Below are 25,450 nucleotides of genomic sequence, written 5' to 3'. Positions count from 1 at the left end.
CCTCAAATATCCCGGGGGTGCGGGGGCAGAGCCCCCGCCTCCGTCGCTTACCGCGAGCGGATCATCCCCATGATCTCGAGCGTCTTTTGCAGGATCGGCTGGGCGATCGCATCGGCCTTGTCTGCGCCCTTGCCCAGAATCCGGTCAATCTCGGCCGGGTCGTTCATCAGCCGGCTCATCTCGGTCGAGATCGGCTCGAGCTTCGAGACCGCCAGATCGGCCAGCGCCGGTTTGAACACCCCGAACCCCTGCCCGGCGTAGTCCGCAATCACCTCGGCGGGGGTCTTGTCGGCCAGCGCCGCATAGATGTTCACAAGGTTGCGCGCCTCTGCCCGGCCCTCAAGCCCTTCAAGGCTGTCGGGCAGCGGCTCGGGATCGGTCACAGCCTTGCGGAACTTCTTCGCGATCGTGTCGGCATCGTCGGTCAGGTTGATCCGGCTGGCATCGGAGGGGTCCGATTTCGACATCTTCTTCGAGCCGTCGCGCAGGCTCATCACCCGGGTCGCGACGCCCTCGATCAGCGGCAGCGGCGCCGGGAAAAAGTCGACCCCATAGTCATGGTTGAACTTCGCGGCGATGTCGCGACACAGCTCCACATGCTGTTTCTGATCCTCGCCCACCGGCACCATCGTCGCGTGATAAAGCAGGATGTCCGCCGCCATCAGCGAGGGATAGGCAAACAGGCCCAGCGACTGCTTCTCGGCATTCTTGCCCGCCTTGTCCTTCCACTGCGTCATGCGGTTCATCCAGCCCATCCGCGCGACACAGTTCAACAGCCAGCCCAGTTCCGCATGGGCCGAGACCTGCGATTGATTGAACAGCACCGAGCGCGCCGGGTCGATGCCCGAGGCGATGAAGGCCGCCGCCGCCTCGCGGGTCTGTTTCTTCAGCGCTTCGGGGTCTTGCCAGACCGTGACCGCATGCAGATCGACGAGGCAATAGATCGTCTCGATGCCCTCGTCCTGCTTTTGAGCGAACCGCTTCAGCGCCCCCAGATAATTGCCGAGCGTCAGGTTGCCCGAGGGCTGGATGCCGGAAAAGATCCGCGGCGTGAACTTGGCGTTGATCTCTTCGGGGGTAGGTTGCGACTGTTCGGACATCTGGGCGCTCCGGGCTGGAAATTCGGATGCCTTGCGCTTATCGCTAAAGGGCGCGGGGCGTCAATGAGCGCCCAAAAGGAGGGACAATGCACCACGGCCATGACGAACACCCGGTCAACCCGCTGCCGCCCGTCGTCTGGGTTCTGGCCGCGCCGATCATCGTGACCGAGATCCTGTTCGCCCTGGGCACGACCGGGGCGCTTGGCGCGCAAGCGATGGGCTGGCGGTTGGCGATCCTCGGGCAGCTGGGCTTCGATCCGGTCACCTTCCGCCATATGGCCGAAATCGGGCTCTGGTCGGTGCATGATCTGCTGCGGCTTGTCAGCTATGCCTTTGTCCACCTCAATCTGACCCATGCGGCGATGGTCGTGGTCTTCATTCTGGCGATCGGCAAATTCGTCGGCGAGGTGTTTCCGGGCTGGGCCGTGGCGACCGTCTTCATCGGCTCGACGCTCGTCGGCGCGCTCGTCTATGCGCTGATGCCCTTCACCCAGATGATGCTGATCGGCGGCTATCCGGGCGCCTACGGGCTGATTGGTGCCTTCACCTGGATCCTCTGGATGCGGCTTGGCGCGGGCCATCCGCACCGGATGCGGGCGTTTTCGCTGATCGGGATGCTGGCCGCCTTGCAGCTGGTCTTTGGCGCGCTCTTTGGCACCGGGCCGGACTGGATCGCGCAGTTCTCGGGCTTCGGCGCCGGGTTCCTGATCAGCTTCTTCGTCGCCCCGGGGGGCTGGGGGCATCTGCTGCGCAAGATCCGCAAGCGCTGATCAGCCGCGACGGCGGCGCAACATGCCCTTGAGCTCACCCAGACCATAGGCGCCGACAATAGCCCCCAGCGCGAAGTAAAGCGCGATCCCCGACCCGCAAAGAATGCCCAGCGCACCCCAGCGCGCGGCGCCGTGCTGGGCCAGCTGCGGGGCAAGCCAGTCGGCGGTGAACCAGAGCTGCACCCCCATCACCCCCGAGACCACGCCGATCCGCCACAGCCTGCGCCAGAAGCGGGCGTCTGGGCGGGCGGCGTCGCCCATCTTGCGCGCCCCCCACCAGAGTTGCCCGACCATCACCCAGCCCGAAACCGTCGTGGCCAAAGCGGCGGCGACGAAGCCCATCACCGGCATCATGCCGACGGCGAAAGCCGCGTTCACCACCATCGAGACGACGGCGAAACGGAACGGGCTGCGGCTGTCTTCGCGCGCGTAATAAAGCGGTTGCAGCACCTTGTGCAGCACGAAGGCGGGCAGACCAAGGCCATAGGCCGCCAGCGCCAGCGCCGTGGCGGTCGTATCTTCGGGCTGCCACGCGCCGCGATCGTACAGCACCGAAATCAGCGGCGTCGCGATCACGACGAGCGCCACCGCCGCGGGCAGGGTCAGGAAGATCGCGAATTCGGCGCCGCGGGAAAAGCTGTTGCGGGCCTCGTCATGCTCGCCCGCGCGCAGATGGCGCGACAGCACCGGCAACAGCACCGTGCCGATGGCGATGCCGACGACGCCCAGCGGCAGCTGATAGAGCCGGTCGGCATAGGAAAGCCAGGCCACCGCGCCCTCGGTGAAAGACGCCACCTGACGGCCAACGATCAGGTTCACCTGCACGACGCCGCCCGCCAGAACCGCGGGCCCGGCGATGATCAGAAGCCGCTTCAACTCCGGGGTGAAGCGCGGAATGCCGGGCAAGAGCGTGTAGCCCAGCCGATGCGCCGAAACCCATGTCATCGCGAATTGCGCGACGCCGGTGACGGGCACCGTCCAGGCCAGCGTCATCCCCATGTCCCAGCCCGCATAATCCGCCAGTCCCATCGCGATGATGAAGATCAGGTTCATCAGCACCGGCACCAGCGAGGCCTCGGTGAAATGACCGAATGCGTTCAAGACGCCGGAAAGCAGCGCGACAAGCGAGATGAACAGGATGTAGCTGAACCCGATCTGGCCATAGAGCACCGCCAGATCGAAGCGCTGATCTCCGGCAAAGCCCGAGGCCATCGCCCAGACGAGCCAGGGCATCGCCAAGGTGCCGACGATGGTGAAGAAGAACAGGACCGCCGTCAGCCCCTTGAAGGCATCCTGCGCGAAGCCCAGAGCATCCTCGCCGCCTTCGAGCTTTTTCGCGAACATCGGCACGAAGGCCATGTTGAACGCGCCCTCGGCGAAGAAGCGGCGGAACATGTTCGGCAGCGAAAAGGCGACCAGAAAGGCCTCGGCCACCGGGCCGGAGCCAAGATAGGCCGCCATCATCATGTCGCGAACGAAGCCAAGAAGGCGGGACCCGAAGGTCCAGCCGCCCACGGTCAGAAAACCGCGGACCAGTCGAATGGGTTTCATGCCTGCCCTGCCCGTTCGGCGCCGCGGATGATCGCATCGCGCAGCCGTTTCTCAAGCGACTCCTGCCGCTGCCCCGAATGCAGCTTCAGCCCGAACATGTCCTTGACGTAGAAGGTGTCGACCACCTGCGCGCCATAGGTCGCGATCACGGCGGAAGCGATGTAGATGTTCGAAGACGCCAGCGCCCGGGTCAGATCGTACAGCAGCCCCGGCCGGTCGCGGGTGTCGACCTCGACGATCGTGTAGATATCCGAGCCCTCGTTGTCGAAGGTGATATGGGTCGGGAAGCGGAATTCGCGCTCGCGCTTCTTGATCTTGTCGCGATCCTTCAGCGCATCGCGCGCCACCACCTCGCCCTTCAGCGTCTTCTCGATCATCCCGCGAAGGCGGGTCAGTTTCGAGGCCTCGTAGGGGTGGCCTTCGCTGTCCTGCACCCAGAAGACGGCGGTCGCATAGCCGTCCTTCGAGGTATAGGTCCGCGCATCTACGACGTTGGCGCCCACCAGCGCCAGAGCCCCCGCCAGCCGCGAGAAGATGCCCGGGTGATCGGCCAGCGCAAAGGCCGCCCGCGTGGCATCGTGATCGGGGTCGGGATCAAGGTCGATGCGGATTTCGTCATCGCCCAAGCCCCGCAGCAGATCGGCAAAGATCGCCTGCGTCGCCGTGCCCAGCCCCTGCCAATAGGGGTCGTAATGCCGGGCCAGTTCGGTGCGGATATCCTTTTGCTCCCAGCCGATCAGCGCCTCGCGCAGGGCCTTTTTCGCCTCGTCGGTGCGTTGCTCGCGGTTCACCGCCTCGAGCCCGTGCTCGAGCGCCCGGGTGGTGTCGGAATAAAGCCGCCGCAGCAGCGTCGCTTTCCAGTTGTTCCAGACATTCGGCCCGACGCCGCGGATATCGCAGACGGTCAGCACGGTCAGCAGATCCAGCCGCTTGCGTGTCTTCACCTGCTTGGCGAAATCGCGAATGGTGCGCGGGTCCGACAGATCGCGCTTCTGCGCCACGTCCGACATCAGCAGGTGATGGCGGATGAGCCATTCCACCGTCTCGCCTTCCTCGGCCGTCAGCCCCAGCCGCGGCGCCACCCGGCGCGCGATCTGCGCGCCCAGGATCGAGTGATCTTCGGGCCGGCCCTTGCCGATGTCGTGAAGCAGCAGCGCCACATAAAGCACCCGCCGGTTCACCCCCTCGTCGAGGATATGCGACGAGAGCGGCAGCTCCTCGATCAGCTCGCGCCGTTCGATCTGCGCCAGCGTCGAGATGCACTGGATGGTGTGCTCGTCCACCGTGTAGCTGTGATACATGTTGAACTGCATCATCGCCACGATCGGCTCGAATTCGGGAATATAGGCGGCCAGCGCGCCCAGTTCGTTCATCCGCCGCAGCACCCGTTCCGGGTTGCCGTGGTTCAAGAGCAGATCAAGGAAGATATGCGCCGCTTCGCGGCTTTCGCGCAGCCGGTCGTCGATCCGGTCGAGATTGGCCGCGATCAGCCGCATCGCATCGGGATGCAGCAGCATGTTGGTGCGCAGGGCTTCCTCGAAGATGCGCAGGAAGTTCAGCGGATCGTCGAGAAAGGCCCGGGTATCCGCGACGTTGACGCGCGAGACATCATCGAAGAACGGCGCCTTGAGCGGCTTCTTGCGCCGGAAGAGCCGTTTCAGCACCGGCGCCGGTTTCGCATGCTGGGCCTCAAGCACGGTGAGGAAGATCCGCGTCAGCTCGCCCACCCGCGTCGCATGGCGGAAGTAATGCTGCATGAACACCTCGACGCCGCGGCGGCCCGCGGTATCGGCAAAGCCCATGCGCCGGGCCACCTCGACCTGCGCATCGAAGGACAGCTGGTCGGCGGCGCGGTTGGCGATCAGGTGCAGATGGCAGCGCACCGCCCAGAGGAAATCCTCGGCCTCGTAGAAGACCGCATATTCCTCGGCGGTGAAGACGCCCAGACCGACCAGATCGGCGGTGTCGTTCACCCCGTGCAGGTATTTCGCGATCCAATAGAGCGTCTGCAGATCGCGCAGACCGCCCTTGCCTTCCTTGACGTTGGGCTCCAGCACATAGCGCTGCCCACCCTGACGGCGGTGGCGCTCGGACCGCTCGGCCAGTTTCGCCTCGATGAATTCGGGGCCGGTATTGCGGAACAGATCGTTGCGCAGGGTCTGGTTCAGCCGCTCGGCCAAAGCCGCATCGCCGTCGAGATAGCGGTTTTCCAAAAGCGCCGTGCGGATCGTGATATCCTCGCGGCCAAGGCGAATGCAGTCTTCCACCGTGCGCGAGGAATGGCCGACCTTCAGCTTCAGATCCCACAGCATGTAAAGCATGCTTTCGATCACGCTTTCGGCCCAGGGGGTGATCTTCCAGGGCGTCAGAAACAGCAGATCGACATCGGAAAAGGGCGCCATCTCGGCACGGCCATAGCCGCCGACGGCCAGAACCGAAAGCCCCTCGGCCGCGGTCGGCGCCTGCAGCGGATGCAGCCGGGTGGTGGCGACATGAAAGACGGCGCGCACCAGCCCGTCGGTCATCGCGGCATAGGCGGCGACAGTCTCGCCCGCCTTGCGCGGATGGGCGCCGAACTCGGCCACGATCCGCGGCAGGGCGGCATCGCGCTCGGCCATCAGCAGGCGCACCGTCTCGGCGCGGATGTTGCGCGGTTCCGTGCCTTGCAGGCTGGCATCAAGCCGGGCGGTCAGGGCGGGAAGGTCGAAAAGCAGGCTCGCCCCGGTGTCGGCCGGGGCGGTTCTGGCGCTGTCGCTCACGTGCGTCTCATGATCCTTGGGGCCTTTCGGCGGCGGGTTTCGGCGGCGGGGAACGGCCGGGATCAGAACCCGGCCATGCCGAAGGAACGGGGGGCGGCGTCGATGACGACAGCCTGCCCGTTGCGGATTTCGGCGACGGCGAGGCCGCGCTCGTTCGTGCCATCGGGACGCAGCCGGAAGATGCCATTCACGCCGACAAAGCCCGAGGGCTGGGTCAGCGCATCGCGGCTGAGCGGATCGGGGCGGCCCGATTTCACCAGCGCGCCGATCGCGGCGATGCCGTCATAGGCGAGCCCCGCGATCGGATGCGGCGCCGCGCCGAAGGCGGTCTCGTAACGCTCCTTGAAGCGGTTGTTCAGGTTTGGATCCGGCATCGCGAACCAGCCGCCCTGCAGCCCCGGCAGTGCCAGAGTGGCCGGGGGAATGTCCCAGCGCGTCAGGCCGATGAACTTCACCTGCCCCGGGTTCACGCCGTTGTCGGGCAGCATCTCGGCCAGAAGCGGCAGCGCACCCGCGGTGTCGGCGGTCAGGAAGATCGCATCGACGCCGCCGCCCTTCACCCGACCCGCGATCGTCGGCATCGCCTCGACGATGCCCTGCTGCGAGAACGGATAGGAGGCGATGCCCGCCACCGAAGCACCCGAGCGCGCAATCGCCATTTGCACGGCGCCAGCGCCGATCGTGCCGGCCGGGGTCTGGTCATGCACGACCATGATGTTGCGCTTGCCCTGCGCGGCAGCGAAGCGGGCCAGCCGGTTCGCCGTGTTCGGGAAGGTCGGCCCCAGCACGAAGACGTTGCCGCCCGCGATGTCGGTGTTGTTCGAGAAGGACAGCACGCTCACGCCGCGGCTGGCGACAGCCCGACCGGCCGCATTCGCGGATTCGGCAAAAACCGGGCCAAGGATGATCTTCGCGCCTTCGTCCACCGCCTTGGTCGCCATCGCCGCCGCCTGATCGGGGCTGGAGCCGGTGTTGTAGACGCGCAGGTCGATCTTCACCCCGTTGAGGTCCGAAATCGCGAGCTGCGCCGCCTGTTTGAGCGAGGCCGCCAGCGTTTCATCGCCGGTATTGCCAGAGCCCGCCGGCACCAGAAGCGCGACCGGCACGGCAGCGCCGCTGTCGACGCTCGGTCCGGTGTTCGTGCCCGGAACCGGCTCGCAGGCAGCCAGCAGAAGCGAGGAGACCAGGGTGACGAAGATCAGCAGGGGGTTGCGGGGGGTGCGCAAAGCAGCGAACATGAAAGCGGCCTCCGTGTCGGCGGGGGAAATTGGGCGAACCGTAAGCGTTTCGCCGCGCGAAGTAAACTTGACTCGGAAACGGTAGGCGGATCGATGACGGACCCTGATGACGAGTGCGACCTGCCGCTGACCCCGCTCGAGGAATATGGCCCGGGCGGCCGCAAGCCCGCGCCGGGTCTGCATTTCGTCTCGACGCCGATCGGGGCGGCGCGGGACATCACCCTGCGCGGGCTCGACATCCTGCGCGAGGCGGATCTGCTGGCGGCCGAGGACACCCGGACCCTGCGCCATCTGATGGACATTCACGGCATCGCGCTCGGCGGGCGGTCGATCGTTGCCTATCACGACCATAATGGCGAGGCGGTGCGCCCCCGGCTGCTCGCTGCGCTGGCCGAGGGCAAGGCGGTGGCCTATGCCTCCGAGGCGGGCACGCCGCTGGTCGCCGATCCGGGCTTTCAACTCGGCCGGGCCGCGATCGCCGCGGGCCATAGGGTCTTTGCCGCGCCGGGCCCCTCGGCGGTTCTGGCGGCGTTGACGGTGTCCGGCCTGCCCTCGGATCGGTTCCTGTTTGCGGGTTTTCCGCCCAACACGGCGCAGGCCCGCCGCAAATGGATCGCCGAATTCGCACAGGTGCCCGCAACGCTGGTTTTCTATGAATCGCCAAAGCGCGTTAGGGACATGTTAACCGATCTGGCCTCAGAATTGGGCGCAGATCGAGAGGCCGTGCTGTGCCGCGAACTGACCAAGCGATTCGAGGAAGTCCGTCGCGGGACGTTGGCGGATCTGGTCGAAAGCTGCGCAGATACGCCGATCAAGGGCGAGATCGTCGTGCTTGTCGATCGCACCCGGGCGCCGAGGTTTGGCCCCGAAGATGTCGAAGCGGCGCTGCGGGACCGGCTGCAGCGGATGAGCGTGAAGGATGCGGCGGCGGAAGTGGCCGAGATGCTGGGGCTACCCCGGCGCGAGGTCTATCAACGCGCCTTGGCGATGGAGAAGGACGGATGAGCGGCGCCTTGTCATATCACTCCGGCCTTGCGGCCGAGCATCAGGTCGAAGCGCATTATCAGCGCGGTGGCAGCAAGATCGCAGCGCATCGCTGGCGCGGTCGCTATGGCGGCGAAATCGATCTGATCGCACGCGACGGCGACACCGTCGTCTTCATCGAAGTCAAACGGGCGCAGACCCACGCCTGGGCGGTCGAGCGGGTGAGCCGTCGACAACTGGAGCGGATCGGCGTCTCCGCCGATGAATTCGTCGCCGGGCAACCGGATTGCGCCAATCTCGACCGCAGGTTCGACGTGGCGCTGGTGGATGCGCAGGGGCGGATCGAAATCCTCGAGAACGCCTATCAGTTCGACTGAGCCCGATTGCATCGGCCGGGCGCGCAAGGCATCAAGGAGGCAACGAAAGGGGGCGTCATGGCCTTGAAAGTTGCATTCCAGATGGACCCGATCGCGGCCATCAACATCGACGGGGACAGCACGTTCCGCATCGCGCTCGAGGCGCAGGCGCGCGGGCACGCGTTGTTCTATTACACGCCGGACCGGCTGATGTATCGGCAGGGGCGTGTGCTGGCGCGCGGCTGGCCGCTGACCGTGCGGCGCGAGAAGGGCGCCCATTTCACGCTCGGCACCGAGGCCGAATTCGATCTGGCCGAGATGGATGTGGTCTGGCTGCGGCAGGACCCGCCCTTCGACATGGGTTATATCACGACGACGCATCTGCTGGACCGGATCCATCCGAAGACGCTTGTCGTCAACGATCCGTTCTGGGTGCGCAACTACCCCGAAAAGCTGCTGGTTCTCGACTTCCCCGACCTGACCCCGCCGACGCTGATCGCCCGCGATCTGGCGGTGATTCGCGACTTCAAGGCCGAACATGGCGACGTGATCCTGAAGCCGCTTTACGGCAATGGCGGCGCCGGGGTGTTCCGGCTCGACCCGAACGACCGCAATCTGGCCTCGCTGCACGAGCTCTTCACCTCGATCAACCGCGAGCCGATGATCGTGCAGAAATACGTTCCGGCCGTGGTCAAGGGCGACAAGCGCATCATCCTGGTGGACGGCGAGCCGGTCGGCGCGATCAACCGCGTGCCTGCGGCGGGCGAGACGCGTTCGAACATGCATGTGGGCGGCCGCCCCGAACCGACGCAACTGACGGACCGCGAACGCGAAATCTGCGCCGCCATCGGCCCGACCCTGCGCGAAAAGGGGCAGATCTTTGTCGGCATCGACGTGATCGGCGATTGGCTGACCGAAATCAACGTCACCTCGCCCACCGGCATTCAGGAGTTGGAGCGGTTCGACGGCACCAATGTCGCCGAAAGGATCTGGCAGGTGATCGAGGCGAAGCGGGGTCTGTGATGAGCCTGCGCGCGCGTCTTCTGACCCTTGCTCTGCGGCTTTTCACCAAGCCGAAGCTGGCGAAGATGACCGATCCGGCCGAACTGCGCGAGGCGATGGAGCGGTTCACCCGGATCGCTTTGCGCCCCGCGCCGGGCAGCGTGGCGATGCCGCTCGATCTGGCGGGTCGGCCTGCGCTCTCGATCCGGGCGGGCATCCCGCGCGAGGGGGCGGCGGTGGTGCATTTCCACGGCGGCGTCTTTATCGCGGGCAGCCCGCGAGAGCATCTGCCGATGCTCTCGCGGTTGGCGAAACTGGCGCAGGTCACGGTGATTGCGCCGAGCTACAGCCTTGCCCCGGAACACCCGTTCCCGGCCGCCCTGCGCGACGCGGAAGCGGCCTGGGAGGCGCTGCTGGCACAGGGATACCGGCCTGAAAACCTGATCTTGTCGGGCGACAGCGCGGGGGCGGCACTGGCCTTTGCGCTGCTGTCGAAACTCTGCGTCCAAGGCACCCCGCCCGCAGGGGCCTTTGCCTTTTCGCCCTGGTTCGACCTTACGGGCTCTTCGCCCTCGGTGCACCAAAACGCGCAGTCCGACCCGATGCTGGCAGGACATCGCCTGCCCGATGCCGCGCAATTCTACCTGCAGGGCCATCCGGCCGACGACCCCGAGGCTTCGCCGATCTTTGCCGCCTTCCCAGATTGCCCGCCGGTGTTGCTGCAGACCTCGGAGACCGAGATCCTGACCGATGACGCGCTGCGGATGGAGGAGAAGCTGCGCAAGGCGGGCACCGAGGTCACGGTGCAGCTTTGGCCCGGCGTGCCGCATGCCTGGCAGATGATGGACGGGCTGATCCCCGAAGCGCGGGACGCGCTGCGCGATGCCGCCCGTTTCGTGACCCGCGTGCTTACCGCGCCGCCGCAAAGGTCAGACGATAGCTGACAGCTTCGGCCAGATGGGGCGCGCGGACCTGATCCGCGCCCTCTAGGTCGGCAATCGTCCGCGCCGTGCGCAGCACCCGGTGATAGCCGCGCGCGGTCAGCCCGAACCGCGCGGCGACCTTGCCCAGAAGCTCCCGCCCCTCGGCATCGGGCGCGGCAATTTCGTCGAGCACCACGCCTTCGGCCTCGGCATTGACCCGGATCTGCGGATGATCGGCAAAACGACGGGTCTGAATGGCGCGTGCCGCCGCGACCCGGGCTGCGACCGTGGCCGAACTGTCCCCCGCGGCGGGCAGGTCCAGATCACGCCAATCGACGGCAGGCACTTCGATGCGCAGATCGAAGCGATCCATCAGCGGGCCGGAAATTCGACCCAGATACTCCTCGCCACATTGCGGCACCCGGGCGCAGGCGCGGGCGGGATCGCCCAGATAGCCGCAGCGACAGGGGTTGGCCGCCGCGACCAGCAAAAACCGGCAGGGGTAGCGCAGATGGGCATTGGCGCGGGCGACCACCACCTCGCCGGTCTCGATCGGTTGGCGCAGGGTCTCCAGCACCGGGCGGGGAAATTCCGGGAACTCGTCCATGAAGAGCACGCCGTTATGGGCAAGGCTCACTTCGCCCGGCCGTGCGCCGCGCCCGCCGCCGATCATCGCCGCCATCGAGGCGGTGTGATGCGGCTCGCGAAACGGGCGATTGCGGGAAATCCCCCCTTCGGACAAGAGCCCCGAGAGCGAATGCACCATCGAGGTTTCAAGAGCTTCCAGCGCCGAGAGCGGCGGCAGGATGCCGGGCAGCCGCGCCGCCAGCATCGACTTGCCCGAGCCGGGGGGCCCCGCCATGAACAGATGATGCCGCCCCGCCGCCGCGATCTCGAGCGCGCGTTTCGCCCGCTCCTGCCCCTTCACGTCGCGCAGATCGCGGACGGTGGGCGGCGTTTCCACCTCGCCCGGCCGCGCCGGGTCGAGCGGCTGCTGCCCGGTCAGATGCCGCAGCGCCTCGGTCAGGGTTGCGGGGGCAAAGACTTGCGTCGCGGCGACCCAGGCGGCCTCCGCGCCGCAGGGTTTGGGACACATGAGCGCGCGATCCTCGGCCGCCGCCGCCATCGCCGCGGGCAGCGCGCCGACGACCGGCACGATCCGGCCATCGAGCGCCAGTTCCCCGATCGAAACGAGCCCCTCGACCTCCTCGCGCGGCACCACCTCGATCGCCGCCAGAAGCGCGATGGCGATCGGCAGGTCGAAATGCGAACCTTCCTTGGGCAGATCGGCGGGCGACAGGTTCACGGTGATCCGCCGCATCGGCAGCGCGATCGACAGCGCCGCGAGCGCCGCCCGCACCCGGTCGCGCGCCTCGGACACCGCCTTGTCGGGCAGGCCGACGATGGCAAAACTGGGCATCCCGGCGGCAAGGGCGCACTGCACCTCGACCGTGCGCGCCTCGACGCCCTCGAAAGCCACCGTGTAGGTCCGCGCAACCATTGAAACACCCGCTCAGGCTGCGCCCATGCTTGCCGCAGTTTGGTTTATGAAGGGTTAACGACTGAGCCTCGCGCGTCGCCGGGCCAGGGCCGGGTCGGCCAATCGCGCTTGTAAAAGGGCTGATCGGGGCCTTCGGACAGGCCCTCGGCCCGCCAGGCGCGGAACTCCGGATCGGCGAGCCAGGTCGCCACATAGGCCGCCGCTTCGGCACCAACCGGCAGGTTGTAACCCGCGATCCGCGCCGCCACCGGGGCGAAGAACGCATCGGCCAGCGACCACTTCCCGAAGAGCCACGGCCCCTCTGCACCATGGGCCGTCTGCGCCATCGACCAGAGCGACTCGATCCGGGCCAGATCGGCCAGAACCGCCTCGGTGGGCGCGCAGTCAAGATAGCTCACCCGCAGGTTCATCGGGCAATGGCTGCGCAAGGCAGTGAACCCCGCGTGCATTTCCGAGGCCAGCCAGCGCGCCATCGCGCGGGCGTCAGGATCGGCGGGCCACAGCCCGGCTTCGGGGTGACGCTCGGCGATCGTTTCGGCAATCGCGAGCGTCTCTCCGATCACCAACCCCGAGGGCAGACGCAGCGCAGGGGCCAGCCGCGCGGGCGCAAACTCCGCCAAAAGCCGTTTGAAATCATCGCTGTAAAGCCGCCCCGAAACGGTCTTCACCGGCACGCCCGCCTTGGCGAACACGAGCCAGCCCCGCAGCGACCAGCTTGAATACGACCGATCCCCGATCGCCAGTTCATATCCCATGTCAGCCTCCCTTTTGGCGCGAATGCTAAGATCTAGGCGCCTTTTCGCAATGGTGAATCCTGCACAGTGATTTTTTTGTGATGCACAGTGCAACTTGGAGACATTCCAGATCGTTTCTGTCAGTGTAGGTGCAGTGAGCACGCCTAACAGCGGGTTGGGAGACCCGGGGAGACTGACATGGCACTCGATGGAATGACCGACGACACGCTTCCTCGGCAAGCGATGCGCGCGGAATATCTGGACGCCGAGACCGAAGCAGCCTTGGCCCGCGCCTGGCGGGACAAGCGTGACGAGGCGGCCCTGCACCGGCTCGTCAGCGCCTACATGCGGCTTGCCATTTCGATGGCCTCGAAGTTCCGCCGCTATGGCGCGCCGATGAACGACCTCATTCAGGAGGCCTCGCTCGGGCTGATGAAAGCCGCCGACAAGTTCGACCCCGATCGCGGCGTGCGGTTTTCAACCTATGCGGTCTGGTGGATCAAGGCCTCGATCCAGGAATTCGTGATGCGCAACTGGTCGATGGTGCGCACCGGATCGACCTCGTCGCAAAAGGCGCTGTTCTTCAACCTCAAGCGGGTGCAGGCGCAGATCCAGCGCGAGGCCGAGGCCGAGGGTGTGGTTCTCGATGCCGCGCAGCTGCGCGAAAAGGTGGCGATCTCGATCGGCGTCTCGATGGCCGATGTCGAGATGATGGAGGGGCGGCTTTCGGGCTCGGACCTGTCGCTGAACGCGCCGCAGTCGAATGACGAGGACGGCCGCGAATGGGTCGACACGCTCGAGGACGAGGGCGGCAGCCCCGAAGCGCGGGTATCGGAATCGCATGACGGTGCGAAGATGCGCGACTGGCTGGGGCAGGCGATGGGCCAGCTCTCGGCGCGGGAACGCTATATCGTCGCGCAGCGCCGTCTGATCGACGAGCCGCGGACGCTGGAAAGCCTGGGCGAGGAACTTGGCCTGTCGAAAGAGCGGATCCGGCAGCTGGAGGCGCAGGCCTTCACCAAGATGCGCAAATCGCTGGAAAGCCGCAGTGAAGAGGTCATCGGCTTCTTCGCATGAGGTTTGCTCCGGGTCTTGTTGCGCTTGTCTTTGCGGCTCCGGTCGCGGCCGAGGAAATCACGGCCGCCGACCTTCCCGCCCGGATTGTGGCCGCGGCCCCGCAGGTGGCCGTGCTGGGCGAGGTGCATGACAACGCCGCGCACCACCGCGCGCAGGCCGCGGCGGTGGCGGCGCTGACACCGAAGGCGCTGGTTTTCGAGATGCTCGACCCGGCGCAGGCGGCAAAGGTGACGCCCGCGCTGATCGGCGAGCCTGACGAACTGGCCAAGGTGCTGGGCTGGGACGCCGCGGGCTGGCCCGATTTTTCCATGTATGCGCCGATCTTTGCCGCCGCTCCCACGGCGCGGATCTATGGCGCGGCTTTGCCCCGCGACCAGGTGCGGCGCGCGATGAAGGAGCCCTTGTCGCAGGTCTTCCCCGAGGCGGCGCGGTTCGGCCTCGACAAACCCTACCCCGCCGATCTGCAAGTGCGGCTCGAGGCCGAGACGCAGGCGGATCACTGCAACGCCCTGCCGCCCGAGCTTCTGCCCGGGATGGTCGCCGCGCAACGGCTGCGCGATGCGGCCTTTGCGCAAGCGACGCTCACGGCGCTGGCCGAGACCGGCGGGCCGGTCGCGCTGATCACCGGCTCGGGTCACGCCCGCAGCGACCGCGCCGTGCCTGCGCTGATCGCCCATGCGGACCCGGGGCTGCGCCTGCTGTCGCTCGGTCAACTCGAACACCCGGCGGAAGGAACGCAACCTTTCGATCTGTGGATCGTCACCGACCCCGCGCCGCGCGAAGACCCCTGCAAGGCGTTCCAGTAACTTGCGCCATGCGCGCTGCCGCCCTACACCTTGGCAAAACCGGAGGGGCGCATGGCAAAACGGATTCTGCTGATCATCGGCGGCGGCATCGCGGCGGTGAAGTGTCCCGAGTTGATCCGGCTTTTGCGCGGCGCGGGCTATGCCGTGACCCCGGTGCTGACGAAAGCCGGGGCAGAGTTCGTGACGCCGCTCTCGGTCTCCTCGCTCGCTGGCGAGGCCGCGCATACGGCGCTTTTCGATCTGACACATGAGTCCGAGATCGGCCATATCCAGCTGAGCCGCGCCGCCGATCTGGTGGTGGTTGCGCCCGCGACCGCCGATCTGATGGCGAAGATGGCGGCGGGTCTGGCGGGCGATCTGGCCTCGACGCTGCTTCTGGCCACCGACAAGCGGGTGCTGATCGCGCCCTCGATGAACGTGCGGATGTGGCAGCACCCGGCGACGCAGCGCAATCTGAAGCAGGTGCAGGCGGATGGCGTTCTGACCGTCGGCCCGAACGAAGGCGACATGGCCTGCGGCGAATATGGCTTTGGCCGGATGGCCGAGCCCACCGAGATTCTGGCCGCGATCGAGGCCGCACTGGCGGATGGCCCCCTCAAGGGGCGGCATGTGCTGGTGACCTCGGGTCCGACGCATGAGCCGATCGACCCGGTGCGCTACATCGCGAACCGCTCCTCGGGGGCGCAGGGCACGGCGCTGGCCGCCGCGCTGCGCGATCTGGGGGCCAATGTCACCTTCGTCACCGGCCCGGCCACGGTGCCGCCGCCGTCGGGGGTGAAGGTGGTGAAGGTCGAAACCGCGCGCGAGATGCTGTTGGCGGTGCAAAGCGCCCTGCCCGCCGAGGCGGCGATCTTTGCCGCCGCCGTCGCCGATTGGCGGGTGGCGAATGCGAGCCTGCAGAAGATGAAGAAGGACGGCACGGGTCAGGCGCCCGCGCTCGCCTTTGCCGAAAACCCGGACATTCTGGCCACCGTCTCGAAGCTGACGACGGGGCGGCCGAAACTGGTGGTCGGCTTTGCGGCCGAGACCGAGAATGTCGAAGCCCATGCGACGGCGAAACGCGCTCGCAAGGGCTGCGACTGGATCGTGGCGAATGATGTGAGCCCGGGCACCGGCATCATGGGCGGCAGCGAAAACGCGGTGACGATCCTTGACGATACCGGGGCCGAGACATGGGCGCGGATGGGCAAGGACGAGGTGGCCCGCAGGCTGGCGGCACGCATCGCAGCCGCGCTGACCGCGGGCTGACAGGGCGAAAGGGCGTATTTGTGCCAAGAAGAAACCCATGCAGTTTCTTCTTGGTCCAAATACGCAAAAGACAACGGAAGGGGCAGGCATGACGCCGATCATCAAGGTGCTGCGCGAGGACTGGGCTGACCCGGCGGTGCCGCTGCCGAGCTATGAAACCCAAGGCGCGGCCGGGGCGGACATTCGCGCCAACCTGCCGCCCGAAATCCGCGACACCGGGCTGGTGCTGGCGCCGATGGGCCGGGTGATCGTGCCGACCGGGTTGCGCGTCGAGATCCCCGAAGGCTTTGAGATGCAGATCCGCCCGCGCTCGGGGCTGGCTTTCAAGCATGGACTGGGCCTGCCGAACACGCCCGGCACGATCGACAGCGATTATCGCGGCCCCTTGGGCGTCTTGATGATCAACTTCGGCGCCGAGGCCTATACGATCCGGCACGGTGACCGGGTGGCGCAGGCGATCATCGCCCCGGTCGTGCAGGCGCGCTACGAGATCGTCGCAGATCTGGGCGAGACCGACCGCGGCGCGGGCGGTTTTGGCTCGACCGGCAAGGGCTGAGCCGTGACCGGACTGATCCTGCTGGCCGTCATCGCCGCCCTTGGCTGGAAACTGCGCGCCCCCGCGGGGCTTTTGTGGGGGACGCTGGCGATCCTTTGGGGCGCCTTCGTTCTGGTGCATCTGCTCTTTCCCGACCCGACCCATCCGCTGCCCGCGCTGATCGGCGGCAGCCTGCCCGCCTGGATCGGCCTTGGGGTCGTGGCTGGGATCGTGCAGGCCTATCGCTGGGCGCTGGCCCGGCTGCGCGCCCGCGCGGTGACGCCCGAAGCGCCTGCCGAGGGGCCGTTTTCCAAGACCGAACTGAACCGCTACTCCCGCCACCTGCTTTTGCGCGAGATCGGCGGCACCGGGCAGCGGCGGCTCAAATCCGCGCGGGTGCTGGTCGTGGGGGCGGGCGGGCTCGGCGCGCCGGCGCTGCTCTATCTGAGCGCCGCGGGCGTCGGCACGCTCGGCGTGATCGACCATGACGAGGTGAGCAACTCGAACCTGCAGCGGCAGGTGCTGTACCGCGACGCCGATATCGGCACGCCCAAGGTCTTTGCCGCCGAGACGGCGCTGAGGGCGCTCAATCCGTTCATCGCGATCAAGCCCTATCACCGTCGCCTGACCGAGGATATCGCCGCGGATCTGATCGCGGACTACGATCTGGTGCTGGATGGCTGCGACGATTTCGAGACCCGGCAACTGGTCAACCGCGCCTGTGTCGCCGCGGGCAAGCCGCTGATTTCCGCCGCGATCTCGCAGTGGGAGGGGCAGATCGGCCTTTACCACCCGGCAACCGGCGGCCCCTGTCTGGCCTGCCTGTTCCCGAAAGCGCCCGCCCCCGGCCTTGCCCCCACCTGCGCCGAGGGTGGCGTGATGGCGGCCCTGCCCGGGATCCTTGGCACGATGATGGCGGCCGAGGCGATCAAGGAGATCACCCGGGCGGGCACCAGCCTGCGCGGCAAGCTGCAGCTGATCGATGCGCTTTACGGCGAAAATCGCACCATCGAGGTCAAGCGCGATCCCTCATGCCCGGTCTGCGGCGGCTGAGGCTGGACAGCCCCCGCCCTCGGGAATAGCGTGAGCCGACCCCTGAACCGGAGCCTTCCGATGAAACTGCCCCTGCTTGCCGCAGCCCTGCTTGCCGCTTCCCCCGCCTTGGCCGAGCTGCCCGATCTGGCGGGCCGCGCCGTCACCGTGGTGACCGAGGACGCCTATCCGCCGCTGCAATTCGTCGACGGCTCGGGCGCGCCGGTGGGCTGGGAATATGACGCGATGGCCGAGATGGCGCAGCGGCTGCACATGACCGTCAGCTACGACCATTCGAGCTGGGACGCGATGATCCCGGGCGTGTCCGCCGGGCAATATGATATCGGCATGACCGGCATCACCATCCGCGACGACCGCAAGACCGCGGTCGATTTCTCCGACCCCTACATGCGCTCGGAAATGATCATGCTGGTGCGCGGCGACGAGAGCCGTTTCACCGACGGCAAGAGCTTTGCCGCCAATCCCGACCTGCTGATGGCGGCGCAACCGGGCACGACGCCCTTTTATGTCGGCGTCTACGACCTGCTGGACGGCAACGAGGCGAACCCGCGCATCAAGATGTTCGAGACCTTCGGCGCGGGCGTCGAGGCGCTGCGGGCGGGCGATGTCGATCTGGTACTGACCGATTCCACCGCGGGCGAGGGCTATGCCAAGGCCTCGAACGGCGCCTTGAAGATCATCGGCGAGAAACTCGGCGCCGAGGATTTCGGCTTCATCTTCCCGAAGGGCTCGGATCTTGTGGCGCCGGTGAATGCGGCCATCGCCGAGATGAAGGCCGATGGCACGTTCGACAAGCTGAACAAGAAATGGTTCCTTGACTACAAGATGGGGGAATGAGCCCCAACGCCGACCGTGATTTCCCGTGGTGGCTGGTGGCGCTTGGCGCGGCCGCCCTCGGGCTTGGCGTGGCGGTCGCCGCCGATCCGATGCATGCGAAGATCTTTGCCACGCTGTCGAAAGGCATCGGCATCACTGTCTTCGTGACGCTTTTCGCCTTTGCGGGCGCGCTGGTTCTGGGGCTGGTGCTGGCTGTCGCCTCGCTCTCGCGCCATCTGATCTGGCGCCAGCTTGCGCGGTTTTACACCGAGGTGATCCGCGGCGTGCCGATCATCGTGATGCTGCTCTACGTTGCCTTCGCGCTGGTGCCCGCGGTGGTGGCGGGCTGGAATGCGCTTGGTCTGCCCGAGGCCTCGGTGCGGGATTTCCCGCTGCTCGCAAGGGCGGTGCTGGCGCTGATCCTCGCCTATGCCGCCTTTCTGGCCGAGGTCTTTCGGGCTGGGCTGCTCTCGGTCGAGCGCGGCCAGATCGAGGCGGCGAAAGCGCTCGGTCTGAACGGCTGGCTGCGGTTCCGGCTGATCATCTTCCCGCAGGCCTTCCGCACCGTGCTGCCGCCCTTGGGCAATGATTTCGTCGCGATGGTGAAGGACAGCTCGCTTGTGTCGGTGCTGGGCGTGGCCGATATCACCCAGCTCGGCAAGGTCACGGCCGCGGGCAATTTCCGCTATTTCGAGACCTACAACGTCGTCGCGCTGATCTATCTGGCGATGACGGTCACGCTGTCGCTGGCTTTGCGCAAGCTCGAGGCGCATCTGCGCAAACGTGGGGCGCCTGAACGCGATTGAAAAGGCCGCCGGGGGACGGACCGGCGGCCTTTCGACGATCAGGCAGGTGTCCGGGTGTCAGAGAGAGGAGCCCTGATCGTCTGTCTCGATCAACTGCGCGACGATGGCGCGGGCCATGTCCATCGGCAACGCGCTGTAGCCGATCGCATCCACCCTCATCGCGCCGAAGGAGAGACCCGCGACCGAGCCGCAATGGATCATGCCGGTGCCATTGGCATAGATCACCTCTTCCTCGGCGAATTGCAGGGTGACGATCTCGATGCGCTGATGCGGCGTGATGCGGTCGATGCCGCGATAGCCTTCGAGCGCGGCCGCCGGGATCAGCGCGAAGGGGTCACCGAAGACCGTCTCGGCGAGATCGCTTTCCACCAGCACATTCTGTTCGGGCAAAAGCAGCATCGGGCTGGCATTGCCCAGCGCCCCCACCGGCACGGCAAGTGGCATCAGAGGACGCGGGCAGGCATTGCGACCGGCGAACAGATGGCTGCGATGCACCGAGACCACCGGGCGCTGACCATGATCGAAGGTCATCACCATGTCGCCGGGCGCGATCGCCTCGACCGGGCGCCAACCCATCTCGGTGGCGATGCGGGTTCCGGCGACGATGCCCTGCGATTGCCCAAGACCGGAGTTCGTCTCGAACCGCTGCGACACGAAGAGCTCGTCGAAGTCCCGGGCATGATCCCAGGCATCGGCACGTTTGGCAGTGGTCAGTCCGAACATCCGTCTTCCCCTCGTATTCTACCGGGTGGGACCCGCGTTTCCTGAGGTCATTTCGGGTGATTCAAAGGAAGTTTCCGGGGCATGTTTGGGGCGCAATCAAGGCACTGTTTCCGCAGGCGACGGCAATGAGCGCCGGCGGCCAGAACCTTTGCGCGCCCGATCGACAATTCCGGGGGTGAAGGTAAACGGCTCAGAAGGAATAGTGAAAGCGGTCGATATCGGCGGCCGCGATCCGCGCGACCTGTTCGGCGCTCGCGTCGTCGTAATAGCTGCGCCAATCCGCCCGCCGGTCCGAGGCATTGGCCCGGGCAAGCGGAAACAGCCGGAAGCCCAGATGCGCCTCGAGCGCCGCGCCGTCTTCTTCGAGATGCTCGAGCCGCAGGAAGGCGCGGGCGGCCTCGGTGCCATCGGGCAGGCGCAGGTAACTGCCATAGGGAGCGCCTCCGACCGAGGCGACGGTTTGCGGATGCGCGACGAAGCCCGCGAAATCATGGCCTTGCGCCAGAGCCACCGCCGGATGGGCAAAGCGTTGCGCCCGCAGCCAGTGGTAATAGCTCACCATCCGGTCCCAGGGGTTGCGCACCAGCGTGAAGGTGAACCAGTCCCGCGCCTGCGCTTCGGTGTAAAGCCCGATCCCCTCGGCCAGCGTCGTATGCTTCCACAGCCGCCCCGCCGTCGTCACCCCCTTGAGCCGCGCCTTGCGCCGCTGCGCCTTCGGCGTGTCGCCGATCAGGATGTCATCGGCCATCGCCCGCGCCTCCAGCGCCAGCGCGAGCGCCGTGCCCCCGGTTTTCGGGATATGGACGAAGATGAAGCGACGGCCCGGAGAGATGATCATGCGGGCAGTCTAGCGCCCCCGCGCGACGATCGCGAGACCCGCGAGCCAGATCAGCCCCATGCCCGCCCATTCGCGCAGGCCCGGAACCTCGGCCCAGAGCAGAAAGCCCCAGAGCGCGGCGGCGGGCAGCACGGTATATTCAAAGACCGAGGCGCGGGTGGCATCGGCCAGCTGATAGCCCTTCACCATCAGCCCCACGGCGACCAGCGACCCCAGCGCCTGCGCGAAGACCCAGAACAGCACCGTGTTCGAGGGCATCGCGGGGCCGCGCAGGATGAAGGCCAAAGGCCCCTCGCCCGCCATCGGGAAAAGGGTCAAAAGCCCCAGCCCACAGGCGCCAAGGATGCCGAGCATGGTGAAGAAGCCCGCCGTCAGCGTCACCGCCCCCTCGCCCGGGCACCAGCGCTGCGTGGCGATATTGCCCAGCGCATAAAGCGCCCCGCCCAGAACCGGGATCACCGCGGCGGGGCCGATGCGCGCCGCCTCGGGGCCAAGCACCAGAAGGATACCGCCAAAGCCCATCGCCACGGCGGCAATGCGGACAAGGCCGATGCTCTCGCCATAGACGAAGCGGGTGATCAGCAAAACGAAGATCGGCGCGGTGAACAGGCCCGCCGCCACCTGCGGCACCGGCAGAAAGCCGAGACTGCCGAAATAGCACAGCATCGCCACGCCATGCACGGCCGAGCGTGCCGCGACGGCACGGAAGTTGCGCGGCCGCAGATCAAGACGGAACAGCGGCACGGCGACCAGCAGCAGCACCGCCACCATCAGCGAGCGCGTCAGGTGAAATTGCCACAACCCGATTTCCGAGGCGATGACGCGCACGTAATTGTCGGTAAAGCCGATGATCAGCGCATAGCCCGATATCGCCGCCGCGGCGAGCGCGGTGTGGTTCTTGTCCGTCATTGCGGCTGCTCCCTGTCCCTCACCAAGGTGTGACGGTCGCTTTGCGGTTTGGCGCGTCCAATCCCGACACATGAGACGCCATTCGGCGTGAAAACGACCTCTTGCGCTCTGTCTGCGGGGTGACGAATCACGCAATTGACCCCGCTGCCCCAATCGCTATTCTTTGAGGTGAAGAGAGCAAAAGCCTCAAGCCTTAGTCGAAGCCGAAAATGACCGCGCTGCCGCAATATGAAATGCTGACCGCGCAGGGACTGTGGCGGGAAACGCCGCAGGCGCAGCGGCGGCTTGTTCTGTTGTCGCTTGGCGATGCGACTCTGGTGATCCGCGACAACCTTTCCGACCGGGCGCTGGCGCATTGGTCGCTGGCGGCGCTGATCCGGCGCAATCCGGGTGGCAAGCCCGCGCTTTACACCCCCTCCGAGGAGCCGGGCGAGGAACTCGAGATCGGCGATGAGCTGATGGTCGAGGCGATCGAGAAGGTTCAGGCGGTGCTTGAATCCCGGCGCCCGCATCCGGGGCGGCTGCGGCGGATCGGCTGGGGGCTCGGGCTGGTGACCTTGAGCATCGGCGCGGTGTTCTGGCTGCCCGGCGCGATGATCGATCAGGCGGTGCGGGTGGTGCCGATCGCCAAGCGCACCGATATCGGCCGCATGGTGCTGATGGACATGGAGCGCAGCACCGGAGTCGCCTGTCACTCGACCGAGGGCGATGCCGCGCTTGAGGCGTTGGCGAACCGGTTGCAGGACATCAGCGAAATCGCGGTCGTGCCGCGCGGGCTGAAGGGGGCGCGGATCTTGCCCGGTGGCGTCGTCGCGCTTGGCACCGATACGCTGACCGGCCCCGACACGCCCGAGGTGGCAGCGGGGGCGATCCTTGCGGCGCAGCAGGCGCAAGCGGCCGAAGACCCGCTGCATGCGGCGCTGGCCTGGGCGGGCAGCGGCGCGGCGCTGACGCTTTTGACCACGGGGGATCTGCCCGCCGAGCGGATGCAGGGGTTTGGCGCCGCGGTTCTGGCGACGCCCACGGCGATCACGCACAGCGAGGCCGAGACCGATGCGCTGCTGGCCGCCTTCAAGGCCGCGGGCGTGTCCTCGACGCCCTATGCCTATGCGATCGATCCGACGGGCGAAGCGGCGCTGGGCCTGATCGAGGCCGATCCGTTCCGCGGCTCGCCGGCGCCGGAACCGGTTCTGGCCGACGATCAATGGCTGGCGCTGAAAGACATCTGCTCCTGAACGCCTGCAACGGAAACGGGCGGCCCGTGAGGGGACCGCCCGCGATATCCTTTGAACGATCGGCTCAGCGCAGGATCACATCCGCAAAGCCCGCACCCCGCACCGTCGCCAGCGCCTGACGCGCATCGGCGAAGGGACCGGCAAGAACCACCACCAGACCACGTCCGGTCTGCGCGGACGAGACCGGCAGGCCCGCCGCGGCCAGACGCGCCTTGGCGGCCTCGGCATTGCCGGGCATCGCGAAGGTTCCCACCTGCACATAGCGCGGCCCGGCCGCCTGCGGCGCCGGGGCCACCGGGGTCACCACGGATTTCGAGGACACCCGGCTTGCCACCGGCGCATAGGGCACGGCATAGGCGGGGGCCGCGACATAGACCGGCTCGGCCGGAACGATCCGCTTGCGCGCCGGGGTCTTTGCGGTCACCGGGCGTGCGGGCACCTCGTTCGTCCAGAGCACGCCCTGCTGGGCATCGCCCATCGCCGTACGCGGACCGCGGAACGGATTGAGCCGCCCGTCATCAAAGGCCGGGGCATAGCCTGTCGGGCCGGCATCGGTCGCCACTTCGATCGGGGTCAACGTCGACTGCCCGGAGGGCGAGCGCACATAGACCGGCGGCGGGGTATAGCTGTTCGACGACACCCGCCCGGCGGTCTGCGGCACCGCAACCGTACCGCCGTTCAGCCTGTAGGGGCTGGCAGTGGCATAGGCCTGCTGCGGCGTCATCCCGCCCGAGACCGTCGTCATGGCCTGCGTCGAATAGCTGACACCGTAGCCGGTGCCACCGACCATCGGCGCGGTTGTGGTGACCGGATAGGCGCTTGCGTCATAGGCCGAGGGACCATAGCCCGTGCCGCCCACCATCGGCGCGGAGCCGACGACCAGTCCCGGCACGGCGGCGGCATTGATGAAGGCCTCCGGGTTGGCGGCCGCGCCACCGCAGCGCACGACGGAGCGCCCATCCGAAAGCAGGTAGCGCTGCGCCGCGCTGGTGCCCGCCGGGCAGGAGGTCGCGGTCGCAGCCACCGTCTCGGTGCCGACGATCTGGACCGGAACGGGAAGGGTGTTGTGATAGCGCACGCTGCCACGAACGGGCGGCGCAACCGGCGCAGGGGCAGGCGTTGACGCGACCATGCCCCCGTTCAGCGCATAGGGCGAGACATAGCCCGAGCGCGTCGGCATCGCCGCGGGCGTCGGCGCGATCACCGGCGCAGGGGCCGGGGGCGCGACGGCAACCACGACCGGCGCCGCAGCAACCTGAACCGGCGCGGGCGACGGCACGCGGGCAGGCGCGGCGACGGGACGTGGTGCCGCGGCAACGCCGAGACCGATCCGGGGCGGGGCCTCGGTGGTCGCGATGGTTTCCATCGGCTTGCCGACGAAAGGCGTGGGCTCGAAGGGCGATTTCGAGGGCTTGACCGGCGCCGACGTTGCAACTGCCGTCGGTGCGGCTGTGCCTGTCGGCGTGGCCGCAGCGGCCACCGGCGTCGTCGCCGGAGCGGGCGCGACCTTGGCAATATCGATCACGGGCTCATTGCCCTTGAGGGTCGGCGTGTAGCCGCAAAGCTGGTTCTTCGTGCGATCGACGCGCGGCACCCAGTTCACATTGCCGCCATAGCCCGCGCGAACGAACACGCAGCCCGCGCTGTCGACATATTGCCGCCCCTTGAACGACAGGGGCGGCACTTCTGCCGGACCATTGAGATTCATCTCCGCAAGGGCGGCCGTGCCACCCATTGCGGCCGCGACTGCCGTCGCAGCCAACAACCAACCGTACCGCCGCATGTCATCCCCCGATGATCTTTGCGGAAAAATTGCAGCACAATTGTTGCAGAGTAAAGGAAAATCCGCCTATTTGGTGCCGAACATCCGATCGCCCGCATCCCCTAGCCCCGGAACGATATAGCCGTGATCGTTCAGATGGCTGTCGATCGCGGCGGTGACGATCGGCACATCGGGGTGCGCGGCGCGCATCCGCGCGATGCCTTCGGGGGCGGCGAGCAGGCACAGGAAGCGGATGTTCTTCGCCCCCTTGTCCTTCATCAGCTGCACCGCCGCGACCGAACTGTTGCCCGTCGCCAGCATCGGATCGACGACGATCACCATCCGGTCTTCAAGCTCCGCAGGCACCTTGCAGTAATATTGCACCGGCTGCAGCGTCTCGGGATCGCGGTAAAGCCCGACAAAGCCCACCCGCGCCGCCGGGATCAGCTCGAGGATGCCATCGAGAAGCCCGTTCCCCGCCCGCAGGATCGAGATCAGCGCGAGTTTCTTGCCCTCAAGGATCGGCGCATCCATTTCGCACAGCGGCGTCTCGATGCGCTTCGTGGTCAGATCGAGCCCGCGCGTGACCTCATAGGCGAGCAGCAGGCTGATTTCGCGCAGAAGCTGGCGGAAGGAGGCGGTGGAGGTATCCTTTTCCCGCATCAAGGTCAGTTTGTGCTGCACCAGCGGGTGATCGACGACGGTGACCTGTTGATCCATGGTC

At 66.9% G+C, this 25,450-nt stretch carries 24 protein-coding genes; 13 read left to right on the top strand and 11 right to left on the bottom strand.

All coding sequences use genetic code 11. From position 1 onward, the window contains the following. Positions 1-47: 47 nt before the first annotated feature. The gene (gene trpS, locus C8J30_RS06615; protein ID WP_110804921.1) at positions 48-1,100 is read right to left on the bottom strand and encodes a tryptophan--tRNA ligase; all 1,053 of its coding nucleotides are present in this window, start codon (positions 1,098-1,100) and stop codon (positions 48-50) included. 86 nt (positions 1,101-1,186) lie between these two features. Between trpS and C8J30_RS06610 the strand changes: the two genes are divergently transcribed. Next, positions 1,187-1,870, top strand: coding sequence for a rhomboid family intramembrane serine protease (locus C8J30_RS06610; RefSeq protein WP_110804920.1), 684 nt, complete (start codon positions 1,187-1,189; stop codon positions 1,868-1,870). On the opposite strand, the gene murJ is transcribed toward C8J30_RS06610, so the two are convergent. The 3 genes from murJ to C8J30_RS06595 all read right to left on the bottom strand — a co-directional run bounded on the left by murJ (position 1,871) and on the right by C8J30_RS06595 (position 7,418). Then, a complete protein-coding gene (gene murJ / locus C8J30_RS06605) occupies positions 1,871-3,421 on the bottom strand; it encodes a murein biosynthesis integral membrane protein MurJ (RefSeq protein WP_110804919.1) in 1,551 nt (516 codons plus the stop codon). It lies immediately after the preceding gene. Further along, the gene (locus C8J30_RS06600) at positions 3,418-6,180 is read right to left on the bottom strand and encodes a [protein-PII] uridylyltransferase (RefSeq protein WP_110804918.1); all 2,763 of its coding nucleotides are present in this window, start codon (positions 6,178-6,180) and stop codon (positions 3,418-3,420) included. Before C8J30_RS06600 ends, murJ begins: the two co-directional genes overlap by 4 nt. A 62-nt stretch (positions 6,181-6,242) precedes the next feature. Beyond that, positions 6,243-7,418 carry a penicillin-binding protein activator gene (locus tag C8J30_RS06595; protein ID WP_110804917.1) on the bottom strand — a complete coding sequence of 392 codons (1,176 nt, stop codon included), beginning with the start codon at positions 7,416-7,418 and terminating at the stop codon, positions 6,243-6,245. A 93-nt stretch (positions 7,419-7,511) separates the two neighbouring features. Between C8J30_RS06595 and rsmI the strand changes: the two genes are divergently transcribed. The 4 genes from rsmI to C8J30_RS06575 are packed head-to-tail and all read left to right on the top strand — an operon-like array spanning position 7,512 to position 10,704. Next, positions 7,512-8,423: a 16S rRNA (cytidine(1402)-2'-O)-methyltransferase gene (rsmI, locus tag C8J30_RS06590; RefSeq protein ID WP_110804916.1), complete on the top strand. Its 912-nt coding sequence runs from the start codon at positions 7,512-7,514 to the stop codon at positions 8,421-8,423. Further along, complete coding sequence (locus tag C8J30_RS06585) at positions 8,420-8,779, top strand: YraN family protein (RefSeq protein WP_110804915.1); 360 nt, start codon at positions 8,420-8,422, stop codon at positions 8,777-8,779. The genes rsmI and C8J30_RS06585 overlap by 4 nt, the downstream gene beginning before the upstream one ends. A gap of 57 nt (positions 8,780-8,836) precedes the next feature. Continuing rightward, the gene (gene gshB, locus C8J30_RS06580; protein WP_110805030.1) at positions 8,837-9,781 is read left to right on the top strand and encodes a glutathione synthase; all 945 of its coding nucleotides are present in this window, start codon (positions 8,837-8,839) and stop codon (positions 9,779-9,781) included. Continuing rightward, entirely contained in the window at positions 9,781-10,704 is a 924-nt protein-coding gene (locus tag C8J30_RS06575; protein WP_110804914.1) for an alpha/beta hydrolase fold domain-containing protein, read from the top strand. The genes gshB and C8J30_RS06575 overlap by 1 nt, the downstream gene beginning before the upstream one ends. Here C8J30_RS06575 and C8J30_RS06570 read toward each other — a convergent pair. After that, positions 10,670-12,184 carry a YifB family Mg chelatase-like AAA ATPase gene (locus tag C8J30_RS06570; protein ID WP_110804913.1) on the bottom strand — a complete coding sequence of 505 codons (1,515 nt, stop codon included), beginning with the start codon at positions 12,182-12,184 and terminating at the stop codon, positions 10,670-10,672. The genes C8J30_RS06575 and C8J30_RS06570 overlap by 35 nt on opposite strands. A gap of 44 nt (positions 12,185-12,228) precedes the next feature. Continuing rightward, on the bottom strand, positions 12,229-12,939 hold the full coding sequence (locus C8J30_RS06565; protein ID WP_110804912.1) for a glutathione S-transferase: 711 nt from the start codon (positions 12,937-12,939) through the stop codon (positions 12,229-12,231). Positions 12,940-13,116: 177 nt separating this feature from the next. On the opposite strand from C8J30_RS06565, the gene C8J30_RS06560 reads away from it, so the two are divergent. The 7 genes from C8J30_RS06560 to C8J30_RS06530 all read left to right on the top strand — a co-directional run bounded on the left by C8J30_RS06560 (position 13,117) and on the right by C8J30_RS06530 (position 19,259). Next, positions 13,117-13,995: an RNA polymerase factor sigma-32 gene (locus C8J30_RS06560; protein WP_110804911.1), complete on the top strand. Its 879-nt coding sequence runs from the start codon at positions 13,117-13,119 to the stop codon at positions 13,993-13,995. Continuing rightward, positions 13,992-14,801, top strand: coding sequence for a ChaN family lipoprotein (locus C8J30_RS06555; RefSeq protein ID WP_110804910.1), 810 nt, complete (start codon positions 13,992-13,994; stop codon positions 14,799-14,801). Before C8J30_RS06560 ends, C8J30_RS06555 begins: the two co-directional genes overlap by 4 nt. A gap of 51 nt (positions 14,802-14,852) precedes the next feature. After that, positions 14,853-16,049: a bifunctional phosphopantothenoylcysteine decarboxylase/phosphopantothenate--cysteine ligase CoaBC gene (gene coaBC, locus C8J30_RS06550; protein WP_110804909.1), complete on the top strand. Its 1,197-nt coding sequence runs from the start codon at positions 14,853-14,855 to the stop codon at positions 16,047-16,049. Between the two features lie 88 nt (positions 16,050-16,137). Next, positions 16,138-16,605 carry a dUTP diphosphatase gene (dut, locus tag C8J30_RS06545; protein WP_110804908.1) on the top strand — a complete coding sequence of 156 codons (468 nt, stop codon included), beginning with the start codon at positions 16,138-16,140 and terminating at the stop codon, positions 16,603-16,605. Positions 16,606-16,608: 3 nt separating this feature from the next. Beyond that, on the top strand, positions 16,609-17,637 hold the full coding sequence (locus tag C8J30_RS06540; RefSeq protein ID WP_110804907.1) for a HesA/MoeB/ThiF family protein: 1,029 nt from the start codon (positions 16,609-16,611) through the stop codon (positions 17,635-17,637). 60 nt (positions 17,638-17,697) lie between these two features. Further along, positions 17,698-18,474, top strand: a complete 777-nt coding sequence (locus tag C8J30_RS06535; RefSeq protein ID WP_110804906.1) for a transporter substrate-binding domain-containing protein — start codon at positions 17,698-17,700, stop codon at positions 18,472-18,474. Further along, a complete protein-coding gene (locus C8J30_RS06530) occupies positions 18,471-19,259 on the top strand; it encodes an amino acid ABC transporter permease (protein ID WP_110804905.1) in 789 nt (262 codons plus the stop codon). The genes C8J30_RS06535 and C8J30_RS06530 overlap by 4 nt, the downstream gene beginning before the upstream one ends. A 57-nt stretch (positions 19,260-19,316) precedes the next feature. On the opposite strand, the gene C8J30_RS06525 is transcribed toward C8J30_RS06530, so the two are convergent. From C8J30_RS06525 to C8J30_RS06515, 3 genes are all read right to left on the bottom strand, one after another. After that, on the bottom strand, positions 19,317-19,982 hold the full coding sequence (locus C8J30_RS06525) for a Hint domain-containing protein (RefSeq protein ID WP_110804904.1): 666 nt from the start codon (positions 19,980-19,982) through the stop codon (positions 19,317-19,319). A 190-nt stretch (positions 19,983-20,172) separates the two neighbouring features. Beyond that, positions 20,173-20,820, bottom strand: a complete 648-nt coding sequence (locus C8J30_RS06520; protein WP_110804903.1) for a sulfotransferase family 2 domain-containing protein — start codon at positions 20,818-20,820, stop codon at positions 20,173-20,175. Between the two features lie 9 nt (positions 20,821-20,829). Further along, a complete protein-coding gene (locus tag C8J30_RS06515; protein ID WP_110804902.1) occupies positions 20,830-21,729 on the bottom strand; it encodes a DMT family transporter in 900 nt (299 codons plus the stop codon). A gap of 209 nt (positions 21,730-21,938) precedes the next feature. On the opposite strand from C8J30_RS06515, the gene C8J30_RS06510 reads away from it, so the two are divergent. Next, positions 21,939-22,964 (top strand): hypothetical protein, encoded by a 1,026-nt coding sequence (locus C8J30_RS06510; protein WP_110804901.1) that lies wholly within the window; start codon positions 21,939-21,941, stop codon positions 22,962-22,964. A 64-nt stretch (positions 22,965-23,028) separates the two neighbouring features. Here C8J30_RS06510 and C8J30_RS06505 read toward each other — a convergent pair whose 3' ends face one another. Beyond that, entirely contained in the window at positions 23,029-24,672 is a 1,644-nt protein-coding gene (locus tag C8J30_RS06505; RefSeq protein WP_220033704.1) for an SPOR domain-containing protein, read from the bottom strand. Between the two features lie 141 nt (positions 24,673-24,813). Further along, positions 24,814-25,446: a uracil phosphoribosyltransferase gene (gene upp / locus C8J30_RS06500; protein WP_110804899.1), complete on the bottom strand. Its 633-nt coding sequence runs from the start codon at positions 25,444-25,446 to the stop codon at positions 24,814-24,816. Positions 25,447-25,450: the final 4 nt, after the last annotated feature.

This window comes from Rhodobacter viridis, from assembly GCF_003217355.1.
In the GTDB taxonomy this organism is placed as follows: domain Bacteria; phylum Pseudomonadota; class Alphaproteobacteria; order Rhodobacterales; family Rhodobacteraceae; genus Rhodobacter; species Rhodobacter viridis.
Note: the sequence above shows the minus strand (reverse complement) of the source record. Positions and strands in the feature narration are given on the sequence as shown.

Coding starts and splice junctions, on each gene's coding strand:
- trpS (WP_110804921.1), bottom strand. CDS start 1,100: ATGTCCGAACAGTCGCAACCTACCCCCGAAGAGATCAACGCCAAGTTC.
- C8J30_RS06610 (WP_110804920.1), top strand. CDS start 1,187: ATGCACCACGGCCATGACGAACACCCGGTCAACCCGCTGCCGCCCGTC.
- murJ (WP_110804919.1), bottom strand. CDS start 3,421: ATGAAACCCATTCGACTGGTCCGCGGTTTTCTGACCGTGGGCGGCTGG.
- C8J30_RS06595 (WP_110804917.1), bottom strand. CDS start 7,418: ATGTTCGCTGCTTTGCGCACCCCCCGCAACCCCCTGCTGATCTTCGTC.
- rsmI (WP_110804916.1), top strand. CDS start 7,512: ATGACGGACCCTGATGACGAGTGCGACCTGCCGCTGACCCCGCTCGAG.
- C8J30_RS06585 (WP_110804915.1), top strand. CDS start 8,420: ATGAGCGGCGCCTTGTCATATCACTCCGGCCTTGCGGCCGAGCATCAG.
- gshB (WP_110805030.1), top strand. CDS start 8,837: ATGGCCTTGAAAGTTGCATTCCAGATGGACCCGATCGCGGCCATCAAC.
- C8J30_RS06575 (WP_110804914.1), top strand. CDS start 9,781: ATGAGCCTGCGCGCGCGTCTTCTGACCCTTGCTCTGCGGCTTTTCACC.
- C8J30_RS06570 (WP_110804913.1), bottom strand. CDS start 12,184: ATGGTTGCGCGGACCTACACGGTGGCTTTCGAGGGCGTCGAGGCGCGC.
- C8J30_RS06565 (WP_110804912.1), bottom strand. CDS start 12,939: ATGGGATATGAACTGGCGATCGGGGATCGGTCGTATTCAAGCTGGTCG.
- C8J30_RS06560 (WP_110804911.1), top strand. CDS start 13,117: ATGGCACTCGATGGAATGACCGACGACACGCTTCCTCGGCAAGCGATG.
- C8J30_RS06555 (WP_110804910.1), top strand. CDS start 13,992: ATGAGGTTTGCTCCGGGTCTTGTTGCGCTTGTCTTTGCGGCTCCGGTC.
- coaBC (WP_110804909.1), top strand. CDS start 14,853: ATGGCAAAACGGATTCTGCTGATCATCGGCGGCGGCATCGCGGCGGTG.
- dut (WP_110804908.1), top strand. CDS start 16,138: ATGACGCCGATCATCAAGGTGCTGCGCGAGGACTGGGCTGACCCGGCG.
- C8J30_RS06535 (WP_110804906.1), top strand. CDS start 17,698: ATGAAACTGCCCCTGCTTGCCGCAGCCCTGCTTGCCGCTTCCCCCGCC.
- C8J30_RS06530 (WP_110804905.1), top strand. CDS start 18,471: ATGAGCCCCAACGCCGACCGTGATTTCCCGTGGTGGCTGGTGGCGCTT.
- C8J30_RS06525 (WP_110804904.1), bottom strand. CDS start 19,982: ATGTTCGGACTGACCACTGCCAAACGTGCCGATGCCTGGGATCATGCC.
- C8J30_RS06520 (WP_110804903.1), bottom strand. CDS start 20,820: ATGATCATCTCTCCGGGCCGTCGCTTCATCTTCGTCCATATCCCGAAA.
- C8J30_RS06515 (WP_110804902.1), bottom strand. CDS start 21,729: ATGACGGACAAGAACCACACCGCGCTCGCCGCGGCGGCGATATCGGGC.
- C8J30_RS06510 (WP_110804901.1), top strand. CDS start 21,939: ATGACCGCGCTGCCGCAATATGAAATGCTGACCGCGCAGGGACTGTGG.
- C8J30_RS06505 (WP_220033704.1), bottom strand. CDS start 24,672: ATGAATCTCAATGGTCCGGCAGAAGTGCCGCCCCTGTCGTTCAAGGGG.
- upp (WP_110804899.1), bottom strand. CDS start 25,446: ATGGATCAACAGGTCACCGTCGTCGATCACCCGCTGGTGCAGCACAAA.